The organism is Micromonospora sp. MGP-C2 (genome assembly GCF_057766525.1).
The window spans coordinates 3,993,104-4,006,192 of sequence record NZ_JBYMEN010000002.1 but is presented as its reverse complement, the minus strand read 5'-3'; the positions used below and the strand labels follow the sequence as shown (position 1 = coordinate 4,006,192).

Genomic DNA, 13,089 nt, shown 5'->3' with positions numbered 1-13,089 from the left:
GTGCTCCCTGGAACATGTGGCGTCAGCAGATCGGAAGGTGTCGGCGAGATGCCGGGCAACGGTGCGCGGCGGTGCCGAGAAGAAAATCGGATGTGCTGGACGGCGCGATGCAACTCCGCGACGAGGTGCCGGCCGGTCAGGCCTCGTCGCGGCGGCTAAGGAGAACAAGCGCCTGCCACATGACCAGGTCACCCTACGTGATGAAACGGGGGGTGGGAAGGCAGGTCCGGACTATGGGACCGGCGTCATGGTCCGCTCCGGCGCCGCAGCACCCAGCCGCGGTGTCCGCCCGGCCCAACCCACCACGGGTACGATCGCCATCCCGACCAGCACGAAGATCGCTGCGGCCGGTATCCATCCCCACCCGCCGGTGGTCACCCCGAGCGCGGTCAGACCGACCGGGGCGATCAGGTACTGCACTTGGGAGCCGAGCCGGAACGCCCCCACGTACGCGCCGCGCTGGTCGGCCGGCGGCAGGGTGGCGGTGAGGCCCCAGGCGCCCGCCGACTCGATCAGCTCGGCCAGGATCAGCACCGTCGCGGCGGCCACCAGCACCACCACGGTGAGCGCGCCCCGGGTCAGCCCGGAGATCGGCAGAACCAGACAGAACAGGGCGATCAGCAGGGCTCCCCGGCGGGAGGCCCGAGCCGCGCCCGACGCGGAGTCGGCGCCCCGGCTGACGCGTACCTGGAGCAGCACGATCAGGACCGTGTTGAGCAGCACCAGCCCGGCGATGATCGTCTTCGGGGCGTCGGTGTGGGTGAGGATCCACAGCGGCATCACCGTCAGGTAGAGCGTCTGGTGCGCGGTGAGCAGCCCGGAGAGCAGGGACACCGCCATGAACGGGCGGTCCCGCAGCACGGCGAGGCGACTCATCGGCTCGGTCGGTCGGGCCACCTGCGGCAGCCGGGGCAGTCGCCGCACGAAGAGAGCCGTGACCAGGAAGACCGTCGAGATGAACCACACCATTCCCCGGTACGCCTCGATGGTGTCCACCGCCAGCACCAGGCCGCTGATCACCGCTCCCAGCCCGAAGCCGACGTTCAGCGACGAGCGCTGGTACGCCATCGCCGTGACCCGTTCGGCCGGGGGGAGCGCGTTGATGGAGTAGACCTGCCGAGCCACGCCGGTCGCGGCGTCAACGGCGGCCAGCGCCACCACCACGGCGAGGAACCCGGCGAAGCCGCCGACGAACGGGTAGGTCGCGAAGAGCGCCGCGTCCAGCACCAGCCCGACGATCCAGATCCGCTGCGGCCCGTACCGGTCGGTGAGCCCGCCCAGCGGCACCGTGCCCAGCAGCGACACTCCCGCCGCGATGGACAGCCCCAGCCCGACCTGGGCGGCGCTGAGCCCCAGCGCCCGGGTGAAGAAGACGGCGCTGCCGGCGTGGAACAGGCCGCTGCCGACGGCGTAGACCATCGCCTGCACGGCCAGGGCGCGGGTCAGCCCGGCCGGCGGTACGACGTTTCGGACAGCGGTACGGATGGTTTCTCTGGCCCCCATGGCCGGCAGTGAACCGTGCCCCCACGGCCTCGGTCGAGCCTTTTAGGCTGAACCAAATCCTGCGCCGGGGGTGGCATGTCCGAATTGCGGTTCAGTCTGGCCGACGTGGCGCGAGTGCGCCTCGCCGTGTCGCCGGTCAACGAGACGGTCATGAGCATGTGGGCGCTGGCCAGCCCGGTCCGCTACGCGGTGCACCTGCCCTGGATCGACCGGGCCCGGGTGACTCTGCGTCGTCCCGAGGTGGCCGACCGGGTCGGACCGCTGACGCACCTGGTCGGGCGGGGGCGCTGGTTGCCCGACTTCCTCACCCCGGCGGCCCGGCCGAACGTGGAGATGGCCGAGCAGCTCGACCAGATTGCGGCGACCCCGCCGGCCGTGGTGGTCCAGGACCTGCTGGCGACCACCCCGCGCCGGCCGCTCAATCCGTTCGGGCAGGCGCTGCTCGCCGACCCCGGCGGGCTGCTGCCGCAGGTCGTCGACGCGGTGCGTGTCTGGTACGACGAGGCGATCGCCCCGGACTGGCCGCGGATGCGGGCGCTGCTCGACGCCGACGTGGCGTACCGCGCCGCGCAGCTCGCCGAGAGCGGCGCCGGTCGATTCTTCGAGCAGCTCCACCCGAGCCTGCGTTGGCACGGGGACCGGGTGATCAGCGATGACACGTTCGAGCGGGACTTCGACCTGCGCGGTCGCGGGTTGGCGCTGAACCCGACGGTGTTCAGCGGGCGGAATGTGCTGTGGAACCTGCTGGAGGATTCACTGCCGGCCGGCGCGTACCCGGTCCGGGCGGTCGGGACGCTCTGGGAGGCGACGGCCCCACCGCCCGGCGACCCGCTGGCACGGGTGATCGGCCCCGGCCGCGCCGCACTGCTGCACCTGCTCGACACGGCGACCACCACCACCGACCTGGCCCGACTCACCGGCATGTCCGCCGGAAACGTCTCCCAGCACCTGGCCGCGCTGGGCGCAGCCGGGCTGGTCCACCGGTCTCGACAGGGTCGGCACGTCCTCTACCGCAACAGCGACGCCGCGAGGGTCCTGCTCCGGGCCAGCCGGGGAGGGTGACCCGCCTGGGTGATCAGGCGAGCAGCAGGTCGGCGACCGGGCGACGGCGACGCAGGCCGATCTCCCGGGCGCGCAGGTCGGGCGGGAGGGCGAACGGGTCCCCGAGCCGGCCCACGGCGGCGACCACCAGTGGACGGACGGCGCCGGGCAGGTCGAGCTCGGTCGCGAGGCCGGCCTGGTCGAAGCGGGTGAGCTGGCGCACGTGCAGGCCGAGCGCGGTGGCCTGCAACGTCAGGTGGGCGATCGCCTGACCGAGGTCGTACGCGGCCCGCTCGGCGTCGCCGCCGGTGTGTGCGCCGACCACCAGGGTGGCCGCGTGTCGAGCCCATCCCTGGTCGCTGCCCGGGAGGCTGATCAGGATGCGCTTCCATGTCTCGTCTTCCCGGTGGCCCACGGCGAACCGCCAGGGCTGCCGGTTCTCCGCCGAGGGCGCCCAGCGCGCCGCCTCCAGCAGCGAGGCCGCCTCGTCCGGGGTCAGCTCGGCGCTGGGGTCGAAGGCCCAGGGGCTCCAGCGGTAGGCGAGCAGCGGGGTCAGGTCAGCCATGGCGTGAATCGTCCTGTATGGGTGATTCGCGGCTCAGGGCGGGCTTGCAAAATGTGGTGAAACGCACCCGTAACGGGACGAAGATCAGGACGTTCCCGCGCTCGGGCTGTCCGACGGGTCAGGCGTCGGCGGCGCTGCGGTGTCGAGCGGGTCCCGGTCGACCACCACCGGCCCGGCGAGTTGCACGGTGGCCGGTGCCGGGCCGGGTGGCGCGGCCAGCCGCAGCGTCCCCGCTCCGGTCCGCACGCCGGTCGTCGTGCCGTCCCGGTCGTAGCAGTAGATGCCCACGTCCAGCGGGGCGTTGAGCGACGCCGAGGTGGACTCCACCGAGTAACAGGTGCCGGTGACGCCCTCCGGCGCGCTGGCCGGGGCCACCGCCAACGGCGCGCGCCGGTCGGTGAGCACGTCCAGCCAGTCGGTGAGCGGATGCTGGATCCGGGGGTCCGACCGGCGCGGGATCGCGTCGTCGCGGTCACCGAGGCGTACGCAGCTCGCCGACTCCGGTCGGCCGACCGACGGCAGGGCGCACTGGAACAGCCCGTCGGCCGTGGCGGCCATCGAGACGTCGGCGGCGCCGACCCAGGGCGCCTCCCGGCACGTCGACTCGCCAGCTGCCATCGTTCGCGCTGGTGAAGACGATGGTGCGGTCCGGTTGACCCGTCCGGCTGTACACGTACTGCGCCACCAGGTGGCGGTCCTGGGCGGCCGCGGCCAGCGCGGCCAGCTCGTCCCGGGCCGCCTCCACCTCGACCGCCCCGGTTTCCGTGGGCATCGGGCTCGGGGGCTGCGCACTGGTGCAGGCAGTCAGGAGTGCTGGCAGGGCGATCACGAGCGGCCCGAGCACACGGCCGGTCGGGCGGATGAGGGCGGGCACCGGCCCATTCTGGTGGGTGCGGGCCGTTGGTGGGTGCCGACGCGTACCGGGCTTGTTCCGGCGTGTCGGACGGGGTCTTCCCCGCGTACCGCCCGACCTGGTGGGACCGACCCTCGCCGGCCCGCGCGGGCCGGATGGTGGGATCACCTGACCCGCCGTCGTTGCCCGCCGGATACCCTCAAGGGGTCTGACACGCGCCGCCGGCCCCGGTTCCGGCGGCGTCGGCACGCTCAGGGTTACTGGGAGGGAGTGCACCGTCGTGGCACTCGTGGTGCAGAAATACGGCGGGTCCTCCGTCGCCAACGCCGAGCGGATCAAGCGGGTGGCCGAGCGCATCGTCGCCGCCCGCAAGGCCGGCGACGACGTGGTGGTGGTGGTCTCCGCGATGGGGGACACCACCGACGAGCTGCTCGACCTGGCCAACCAGGTCAGCCCGCTGCCGCCGGGCCGCGAGCTGGACATGCTGCTCACCGCCGGGGAGCGGATCTCCATGGCGCTGCTCGCCATGGCCATCCACAACCTGGGGTACGAAGCCCGCTCGTTCACCGGCTCGCAGGCCGGTGTGATCACCACCTCGGTGCACGGCCGCGCGCGCATCATCGACGTCACCCCCGGGCGCCTCAAGGGCGCGCTCGACGAGGGCTCGGTGGTCATCGTGGCCGGCTTCCAGGGCGTCTCCCAGGACACCAAGGACGTCACCACCCTGGGCCGGGGCGGCTCGGACACCACCGCCGTGGCGCTCGCCGCAGCCCTGCACGCCGACGTCTGCGAGATCTACACCGACGTCGACGGCATCTTCACCGCCGACCCTCGGATCGTGCCCAACGCCCGGCACATCAAGCACATCACCTACGAGGAGACGCTGGAGCTGGCCGCGTGCGGCGCGAAGGTTCTGCACCTGCGTAGCGTGGAATACGCCCGGCGGGCGGGGTTGCCGATCCACGTCCGTTCGTCATACTCGACCAACACCGGCACGATGGTCACCGGATCGATGGAGGACCTTTCCGTGGAGCAGGCACTGATCACCGGAGTCGCGCACGACCGCAGCGAAGCCAAGATCACGATCGTCGGGGTGCCCGACGAGCCGGGTGCCGCCGCGCGGATCTTCGACACGGTCGCCGGCGCCGAGATCAACATCGACATGATCGTGCAGAACGTCTCCACCGAGGGCACCGGCCGGACGGACATCTCGTTCACCCTGCCCAAGACCGACGGCCCGACCGCGATGGCCGCGCTCAGCAAGATCCAGGAGCCGGTCAAGTTCAAGGGCCTGCTCTACGACGACCACGTCGGCAAGGTCTCGCTGATCGGTGCCGGCATGCGCTCGCACCCCGGTGTGGCCGCCGGGTTCTTCGCCGCGCTCGGCGCGGCCGGGGTCAACATCGAGATGATCTCCACGTCCGAGATCCGGGTCTCCGTGGTCTGCCGGGACACCGACCTCGACGCCGCCGTCCGCGCCATCCACGACGCGTTCGAGCTGGGCGGCGACACCGAAGCCGTGGTCTACGCGGGGACGGGTAGGTAGCGCCGATGACGGCGCTGCCCACCCTCGCAGTGGTCGGAGCGACCGGTGCCGTCGGCACCGTGATGTGTGAGCTGCTCACCGGGCGTCGCAACGTCTGGGGTGAGATCCGGCTGCTCGCCTCCGAACGCTCGGTCGGGCGCCGGGTGCGCTGCCGGGGCGAGGAGATGGTCGTCCAGGCGCTGACCCCCGAGGCATTCGACGGGGTCGACGTGGCGATGTTCGACGTGCCCGACGAGGTCTCCGCCGAGTGGGCACCGATCGCCGTCTCCCGAGGCGCGATCGCGGTCGACAACTCCGGCGCGTTCCGGATGGACCGGGACGTCCCGCTTGTCGTGCCCGAGATCAACCCCGAGCAGGTCCGCAACCGGCCCCGGGGCATCATCGCCAACGCCAACTGCACCACCCTCGCGATGATCGTCGCAGTCGCGCCGCTGCACCGCGAGTACGGCCTACGGGAGCTCGTGCTCGCCTCCTACCAGGCGGTTTCCGGCGCGGGCAAGTCCGGCGTCGACATCCTGCACGACCAGCTCGCCAAGGTCGCCGGCGATCGAGCGCTGGGCTCGCGCACCGGCGACGTGCGGCAGGCGGTCGGCGACGACCTGGGCCCGTTCCCGGCCCCCATGGCGCTCAACGTGGTGCCGTGGGCCGGCTCGCCCGCAGACGGTGGCTGGTCGTCGGAGGAAATGAAGATCCGCAACGAGTCGCGGAAGATCCTCGGCCTGCCCGACCTCAAGGTGTCCGCCACCTGTGTCCGGGTGCCGGTCGTCACCGCCCACTCGGTGGCCGTGCACGCGGTCTTCGCCACCGAGGTGGACGCCGAGGGCGCCCGCGAGGCGCTGCGCAACGCACCCGGGGTGATCCTTGTCGACGACCCCGCCGCCGGGGAGTTCCCGATGCCGATCGACGCCGTCGGCACCGACCCGTCCTGGGTCGGCCGGATCCGCCGTGCCCTGGACGACCCCCGCGCCCTCGACTTCTTCGTGACCGGCGACAACCTCCGCAAGGGCGCTGCCCTCAACACGGCCCAGATCGCCGAGCTCCTAGCCAAGGAACTCCGCACCCCCTAACCAGCGACTCCCCGCCCCGCCCCCGCTGCGGGGTCGATCATGGAGTTGTGGTGGGTGATTCAACACCGGCAACGGCAAATGTCCCCCACCACAACTGCATGATCGACGGCGTGGGGGTTGGGGTTACGCGGCGGACAGGTGGACTCCGTCTCGGCCTTGGCGTTTCACCGCGTACAGGGCCTGGTCGGCTCTTCTCAGGGTGCGGTCGGGGGTTTCGCCGGGGCGGGGTAGCGCGACGCCCACGCTGATCGTGCGGCCGACTCGCCGGGCCGCCTCGGTCAGCCGCTCAGCGATCCGGACCGCCTCCTCGGGGCGACTCACCTCGATCACCGCGACGAACTCGTCGCCGCCGATCCGGTACAGCTCGTCGCCGTGGCGCAGCGCCCCCTCCAGCGCCCGGGCCAACCCGACCAGCACCCGGTCGCCGGCCTGGTGGCCGTACGTGTCGTTGACGGTCTTGAAGCCGTCCACGTCGATCGCCAGCAGGGCCGTACGCCCCGGGGTGGCCGCCGCGATCCGCTGCCCGAACGGGCCGGTGTGCCGCAACCCGGTCAGCGGATCGGAGCTGGCCTGCTCGCGCAGCCGGGCCAGAGTGCGCAGCCGGTCCAGGCTCGTCCAGGCCTGCCCGGCGAGCAGTTCCATCAGGCTGACCGTGGTCGGGTCCGGGCGCAGTGCGCGTTCGTCGGCGACGAGCAGCACCCCGCCGGCGTCCGGCGGCCCGACCGGAACGGCGACCAGCGTGCGCACCCCCGCCCCGGTCAGCGGTCGATAGTCCTCGGTCGGAGGGTGCCCGGCCTCGCCCAGCGTGTACCCCGCGCCGTACCGGTGCGCCCGGTCGATCATCCGGACCAGTGCGGCCGGACCCGACTCGGTCAGCTCGGCGCGGATCCGTGTCTCCAGGTCGCTCGGGGCCGCCGGGGGTGCGCCGAGCTGCCCCGCGATCAGCAGCACCGCTGTGGAGAGGCCGGAGACCTCGCGCGCGGCGCAGGCCGCCACGCCCAGTACGTCCGCCTCGGTCGGTGCGGTGGAGAGGGCGGCAGCGTGCCGGAGCAGCTTCTCGCTGCGGCTCTCCGCTGGTGGGCCACCGAGGGCGGCGATCCGCGCGCCGAGCTGGTCGGCAAGCTGTTGCGTGGTCTCCCGCCACGGCTCCAGGTCGATCGGCTCACTCCACTGCAGGTCGAGGACGCCGATCGCCCGGCCCGTCGGATCCAGCACCGGTACGCACAGCTCGGCGGTCACGTCCGGGCGTACCGGTAGGTAGTCCGGGTCGACGGTGACGTCCGGGACGACAGCGGGGGTGCCGGTGTCGTACACCCTGCCGACGATGCCGGTCCGCGCCGGCACGGTCGCGAAGACCTGCCAGGCCCCGGTCGCCGCGACGCAGCGCAGGCGGTCGTGGACCGCGAGCAGCACGGAGATGGTCGCCGGGGTGTGGCGGGACAGCGCGCTGACCGTCCACCGACAGGCCTCCGGCGTGCTCGACGCCATCGGCAGGCGGACGGTGACGTCACGGATGACTCGCTGATGATCCACTCGCACGTCGTTCCAGGTAGGGGAGGAGCCCGGCGTCGCCGAGCCGCGCGATCAAGCGTACTTCCGGCTGCTGAGAGTCGACTGACGTCGTACACATGTTCTATCCACAGGCTGTGGACGCAGCCTGTGGGCTTCTGGCTTGCGGCTTCGCGCTGTGGGTCCCGGTCGCGGGCAACGCGAAACGGTGACCGGCGATAGCGTGGAGATCCCGGCGCGGAGGAGCGACCCATGATCATCGCCCAGCTCAGTGACCCGCACCTGACCACCGGCCTGCTCGCCGCCGCACCGACCGCGGGGCTGCACCGTGCGCTCGGCCGGGTGCTCGCGTTGCGGCCCCGACCGGACTGCGTGGTGATCACCGGTGACCTGGTCGACCACGGACGACCCGACGAGTACGCGGCACTGCGCGAGCTGATCGGCCGGTTCCCGCTGCCGGTGCACCTCGTTCCCGGCAACCATGACGACCGGGAGTCGCTGCTCGACGCCTTCGGGGGTACGCCGTGGCTCGGCGGCGGCTTCTCCGCCTACTACCACGTCGACCACGAGGCGGCGACGGTCGTGGTGCTCGACTCGCTCGTCACCGGCAGCGACGGCGGCCAACTCGGCGAAGAGCAGCTCGGTTGGCTCGACGGGGTGCTGGCCGGGCGACCCGAGGTGCCCGCCGTGGTCTGCCTGCACCATCCTCCGGTCGCTGTCGGTTTCCCCGCGGCCGACTCCATCCGGCTCGCCGACGGTGACGCGCTCGCCGAGGTGATCGGCCGGCACCCGCACGTCGTCCGGGTAGCCGCCGGCCACCTGCACCGCGCTGTCACCACGGCGTACGCGGGCACGGTGCTCACCGTGGCGCCCAGCACCTGGAGGCAGAGCGCGCTCACCATGAGCGCCGACGAGCAGTTCGGTTGGGTCGACGAGCCGACCGCCTTCCTGCTGCACCTGGTCGAGGCGGGCGGTTGCGTGACACACACCGTGCAGGTGAGTCACGCCGCCGGCCAGACCGGCGGCTTCTGACGGCACCCCTCATGAAGGTCTGGTACGTCGCGTACGGCTCGAACATGCACGCCGCCCGGCTGGCGTGGTACGTCGGGGGAGGCTGCCCGCCCGGCGGAAAGCGGACGTACCCGGGCTGCCGGGACCGACGCCCACCGAGCCGGTCGGTGCCGGTGTCGCTGCCCGGCGGCATCTACTTCGCCGGCGAGTCCGGCGCCTGGACCGGCGGGATGGCCTTCTACGACCCGCACCTGCCGGGCGAGGCCGCCGCACGCGCCTACCTGGTCACCCTGGAGCAGTTCACCGACATCGCGGCACAGGAGATGTACCGCCCAGTGGATGACGCCACCGACCTCATCCCGGCGACCGGCGCGGCCATCGACGCCGCCGTCGCCAACGGGCGGGCGACGCTCGGCCCCGGACGGTACGAGACGCTGGTCTGCCCCGGCAGTCGCAGCGGCGTCCCGATGCTCACCTTCACCGCGCCCGAGGGCGCGTCCGGTGTGCGGTGTCGGCCACCCGCGCCGACGACCTACCTCGGCATGATCGCCCGAGGCCTGCGCGAGTCGCACGGCTGGTCGGCCGAGCGGATCGCGAGCTATCTGGCAGGCCGGCCCGGCGTGGCGGACGCCTGGTCGCCGGACGCCGTCGTGGCGCTGGTCGACGAAGCCCTGGTCGACGAGGCACTGGTCGGCGAGGCGCTGGTCGGCGGCTCACCGTCGACGTCAGGCCGGCCCGACGGTTGACGCCTGCGTCTCGTGCCGGTCCGGCGGTTGGCCCTGCCTCGCGCACCGGCCCGGCCGACTGACCCGGCGTCGCGCACCGGACCGGTGGTCGACCCTGCGTCTCGTGCCGACCCGGCGGCTGACCCTGCGTTGCGCGCGCCCGGCTGGCGGGCCGTGCGCCGGTGTGGTCGTCAGCCGAGCAGGAACTCGCGCAGCGCGGGAGCGAGCGTCGCAGGCGGCACCTCGTGGTAGCCACCGTCGAGGCTGATGGACCGACCGCCAGGGACTGCCTCGGCCGCGGCCCGGCTCCCGTCCCGCAACCACTGTGGACTGCCGGTGCTGTCCACCGCGAGGGTCGGAGCGGTGATCGCGGCCAGCCGGTCAGCCGGCAGTCGCCCTCCCGCGCTCACGATGGCGTCGTACGGCAACGTGTGCGCGATGGCGGTCAGTGCGCCCCACACCGGTTGCGCCCGCATCCCGGTGATCGCCTCGGCGGGCAGCCCGACCGAGACGCTGAGGAAGGTCTCCACCGCGCCATCCCGGTCATCGGCGGCGATCAGCTCGATGAGCTGCGCGGTGATGTCCTTCCGGACGCCCACGTGCGAGCCCACCTGGAACGGCGGCTCGAACAGGACCAACCCGGTCACCGGCAGACCCTGCGCGGCGGCCAGGGCGGCCAGGATCGCCCCCGAAGAGACCCCGTAGACAGCGGCGGAACCACCTGCCGCCGCGATCACGGCAGCCAGATCATCGATCTCGCGGCCGATCTCGTAGGGCAGGGTGTCGCCGCTCTGGCCCCGACCCCGGCGGTCGTAGCCGAAAACGGTGAAATCCGGTGCCAACGCCGCACCTAGTGCGCGGGTCGTGTTGCGGTCGTTGAACGCGCCGCCGACGAGGACCATCGCAGGCCCGGTCCCGGCCCGTTCGAACGCGATGGGCGTGCCATCCGCCGATCTCACCTGCTCGACCACCGGTGTCGTTCCGCTCACGATGCCGCCTCCGTCCGCGCTGACCGTCCCGTCCTTTCTAGACCCTGGGTCCGACACTGTCTGGCAGACCCACCAAACGCCCGTCGATCCGAGGTCGGGGCGTACCCGCAGCTCGGATGTGCTGCCTGGGTCGACCGGGCGGCGTCCGGATGAGAGGCTGTCGGGGCGGGCGGCCAACCCCAACCGCCGCCAATCGCGACCCTTTCGACGGCGCTGGCCGGCGGCCCGGTCGACCCAGAGGCCGGGCACCGCACGCGCCGATTCTCACAAGGAGATCCATGTCCATAACCAGGATGCGTCGGGCCGCTGTCGGCCTGACCGTGCTTGCGGTGGCCGCGTTCGGCGCGGTCGCCACCAGCCCTGAGCAAGCCGACGCACGGCCGAAGCCGGTCGACGTCAACCTGCTGGCCCTCAACGACTTCCACGGCAACCTCGAACCGCCGACCTCGTCCAGCGGCACCATCGCCGGACAGACCGCGGGTGGTGTCGAATACCTGGCGACGCACCTGGCCGAGCTGCGCGCCGCCGCCAAGAAGAAGAACACCATCACCGTCGCCGCCGGTGACCTGATCGGCGCGTCCCCGCTGCTCTCCGCCGCGTTCCACGACGAGCCGACCATCGAGGCACTGAGCATGGCCGGCCTGGACTACGCCAGCGTCGGCAACCACGAGTTCGACGAGGGTGCCGCCGAGCTGCTGCGGATCCAGAACGGCGGCTGCCACCCGGTCGACGGCTGCGCCGACGGCACCCCCTACCGGGGCGCCGGCTTCAAGTACCTCTCCGCGAACGCCTTCAAGACCGCGACCGGCAAGCCGCTGATGGCGCCGTACGCCATTCACAAGGTGCAGGGCGTCAAGGTCGGCTTCATCGGGATGACCCTGGAGGGCACCCCGCAGATCGTCAGCCAGCAGGGCGTCGCCGGCCTCAGCTTCGCCGACGAGGCGGACACCGCCAACCGGTACGCCCGTGAGCTGCGCCGCAAGGGCGTGGAGGCGATCGTCGTGCTGCTGCACGAGGGCGGTGCCCAGGCGGCGACCGGCGGCATCAACGACTGCGTCGGCATGACCGGCCCCATCGTGGACATCACCAACCGGATGGACCCGTCCATCGACGTGGTGGTCAGTGGGCACACCCACCAGGCGTACAACTGCGACATCAACGGCAAGCTGGTGACCAGCGCCAGCTCGTTCGGCCGCCTGATCACCGACATCGACCTCAAGATCGACCGCCGGTCCGGCGATGTCATCTCCGCCGCCGCGAACAACGTGGTGGTCACCCGGGACGTCGCCAAGGACCCGAAGCAGACCGCGCTGATCGACCGGTACAAGACGGTGCTCGGCCCGGTCGCCGACCGCCAGGTTGGTGTGACCGCCACCGCACTTCCCACGACGCAGGAGAACCTGCTGGGCACCTGCTCAGCGCAGGTGCCCAACTCGTGCGGAGAGTCGCCGATCGGCAACGTGATCGCCGACGCGCAACTCGCCGCCACCGACGACGAGCAGGGCGCGGTTGCCGCACTCATGAACCCGGGTGGTGTCCGGGCGCCCCTGGACGCCGGACCGGTCACCTACGGGGAGGCCTTCACGGTGCAGCCGTTCGCCAACAACCTGGTGACGCTGGACCTGACCGGAGCGCAGCTCTACTGCGTGCTGGAGCAGCAGTTCGTCACCGGGCGGACGTTGTACCCCTCATCCACCCTGCGCTACGTGGTCGACCTGAACGGCACCAGCGCCACCGCCGCCGACCCGTGCGCCGGCACCCGCGTGGTCCGGGGCAGCCTCACCATCGGCGGCACCGCCGTCGACACCGCCGCCACCTACCGGGTGACGGTGAACAACTTCCTGGCCGGCGGTGGTGACGGGTTCAGCGCCCTCACCGGCGGGACGAACCTGGTCACCGGCCAGATCGACCTGGACGCCTTCGTGGCGTACCTGACCGCCCAGTCGCCGGTCTCCGCGCCGACGCTGGACCGGATCCGCACCACCGCCGAGGTCCCCGCCGCCTGACGGCCGACCCCGCGCCACGTCGGGCCCCGGAGCATCCGCTCCGGGGCCCGACCCGTTCCGTCTCCCCGTCTGCCGCGCCCGCCCGCGCCTACGCGGCGAGATCAACGAGGAAGATCCGCGCAACATCAGGGATGTTGCTGTTTCCTGCGCGCCGGAGGCAGCAACATCCGGGAAGTTGCTTGGTGCGGGGTGCGGGGTGCGGGGTGCGGGCGCAACGCGCAGGGCGCAACGCGCAGGGCGCAACGCGCAGAGCGCAGGGCGCGGGGTGCGGGGC

Annotated in this window: 11 protein-coding genes; 6 read left to right on the top strand and 5 right to left on the bottom strand. The window is 72.2% G+C overall.

The features are described 5' to 3' along the window. Positions 1 to 231 precede the first annotated feature (231 nt). A complete protein-coding gene (locus AC3CF1_RS18275; RefSeq protein WP_488450906.1) occupies positions 232 to 1,503 on the bottom strand; it encodes an MFS transporter in 1,272 nt (423 codons plus the stop codon). Between the two features lie 75 nt (positions 1,504 to 1,578). On the opposite strand from AC3CF1_RS18275, the gene AC3CF1_RS18270 reads away from it, so the two are divergent. Next, positions 1,579 to 2,565, top strand: coding sequence for an ArsR/SmtB family transcription factor (locus tag AC3CF1_RS18270; protein ID WP_210791390.1), 987 nt, complete (start codon positions 1,579 to 1,581; stop codon positions 2,563 to 2,565). Positions 2,566 to 2,578: 13 nt separating this feature from the next. Here the strand turns inward: AC3CF1_RS18270 and AC3CF1_RS18265 are convergent, their stop codons facing one another. Then, positions 2,579 to 3,109, bottom strand: coding sequence for a nitroreductase family protein (locus AC3CF1_RS18265; protein ID WP_088950593.1), 531 nt, complete (start codon positions 3,107 to 3,109; stop codon positions 2,579 to 2,581). Positions 3,110 to 3,193: 84 nt separating this feature from the next. After that, a complete protein-coding gene (locus AC3CF1_RS18260; RefSeq protein ID WP_488450905.1) occupies positions 3,194 to 3,727 on the bottom strand; it encodes a hypothetical protein in 534 nt (177 codons plus the stop codon). Positions 3,728 to 4,242: 515 nt separating this feature from the next. Between AC3CF1_RS18260 and AC3CF1_RS18255 the strand changes: the two genes are divergently transcribed. Together AC3CF1_RS18255 and AC3CF1_RS18250 are read left to right on the top strand one after the other, a co-directional pair. After that, complete coding sequence (locus AC3CF1_RS18255) at positions 4,243 to 5,508, top strand: aspartate kinase (protein ID WP_088950592.1); 1,266 nt, start codon at positions 4,243 to 4,245, stop codon at positions 5,506 to 5,508. A 5-nt stretch (positions 5,509 to 5,513) separates the two neighbouring features. Then, the gene (locus AC3CF1_RS18250) at positions 5,514 to 6,575 is read left to right on the top strand and encodes an aspartate-semialdehyde dehydrogenase (protein WP_088950591.1); all 1,062 of its coding nucleotides are present in this window, start codon (positions 5,514 to 5,516) and stop codon (positions 6,573 to 6,575) included. Between the two features lie 123 nt (positions 6,576 to 6,698). Here AC3CF1_RS18250 and AC3CF1_RS18245 read toward each other — a convergent pair whose 3' ends face one another. Then, positions 6,699 to 8,108: a sensor domain-containing diguanylate cyclase gene (locus tag AC3CF1_RS18245; protein ID WP_371409840.1), complete on the bottom strand. Its 1,410-nt coding sequence runs from the start codon at positions 8,106 to 8,108 to the stop codon at positions 6,699 to 6,701. Between the two features lie 228 nt (positions 8,109 to 8,336). On the opposite strand from AC3CF1_RS18245, the gene AC3CF1_RS18240 reads away from it, so the two are divergent. Continuing rightward, complete coding sequence (locus tag AC3CF1_RS18240; protein ID WP_088950589.1) at positions 8,337 to 9,116, top strand: phosphodiesterase; 780 nt, start codon at positions 8,337 to 8,339, stop codon at positions 9,114 to 9,116. Positions 9,117 to 9,127: 11 nt separating this feature from the next. Next, on the top strand, positions 9,128 to 9,841 hold the full coding sequence (locus AC3CF1_RS18235) for a histone deacetylase (RefSeq protein ID WP_488450904.1): 714 nt from the start codon (positions 9,128 to 9,130) through the stop codon (positions 9,839 to 9,841). Positions 9,842 to 10,011: 170 nt separating this feature from the next. On the opposite strand, the gene AC3CF1_RS18230 is transcribed toward AC3CF1_RS18235, so the two are convergent. Next, positions 10,012 to 10,809 carry an alpha/beta fold hydrolase gene (locus AC3CF1_RS18230; RefSeq protein WP_327647377.1) on the bottom strand — a complete coding sequence of 266 codons (798 nt, stop codon included), beginning with the start codon at positions 10,807 to 10,809 and terminating at the stop codon, positions 10,012 to 10,014. Between the two features lie 278 nt (positions 10,810 to 11,087). Between AC3CF1_RS18230 and AC3CF1_RS18225 the strand changes: the two genes are divergently transcribed. Further along, the gene (locus AC3CF1_RS18225; RefSeq protein ID WP_488450903.1) at positions 11,088 to 12,815 is read left to right on the top strand and encodes a bifunctional metallophosphatase/5'-nucleotidase; all 1,728 of its coding nucleotides are present in this window, start codon (positions 11,088 to 11,090) and stop codon (positions 12,813 to 12,815) included. The last annotated feature ends 274 nt before the right edge of the window (positions 12,816 to 13,089 follow it).

Coding starts and splice junctions, on each gene's coding strand:
- AC3CF1_RS18275 (WP_488450906.1), bottom strand. CDS start 1,503: ATGGGGGCCAGAGAAACCATCCGTACCGCTGTCCGAAACGTCGTACCG.
- AC3CF1_RS18270 (WP_210791390.1), top strand. CDS start 1,579: ATGTCCGAATTGCGGTTCAGTCTGGCCGACGTGGCGCGAGTGCGCCTC.
- AC3CF1_RS18265 (WP_088950593.1), bottom strand. CDS start 3,109: ATGGCTGACCTGACCCCGCTGCTCGCCTACCGCTGGAGCCCCTGGGCC.
- AC3CF1_RS18260 (WP_488450905.1), bottom strand. CDS start 3,727: ATGGCAGCTGGCGAGTCGACGTGCCGGGAGGCGCCCTGGGTCGGCGCC.
- AC3CF1_RS18250 (WP_088950591.1), top strand. CDS start 5,514: ATGACGGCGCTGCCCACCCTCGCAGTGGTCGGAGCGACCGGTGCCGTC.
- AC3CF1_RS18240 (WP_088950589.1), top strand. CDS start 8,337: ATGATCATCGCCCAGCTCAGTGACCCGCACCTGACCACCGGCCTGCTC.
- AC3CF1_RS18235 (WP_488450904.1), top strand. CDS start 9,128: ATGAAGGTCTGGTACGTCGCGTACGGCTCGAACATGCACGCCGCCCGG.
- AC3CF1_RS18225 (WP_488450903.1), top strand. CDS start 11,088: ATGTCCATAACCAGGATGCGTCGGGCCGCTGTCGGCCTGACCGTGCTT.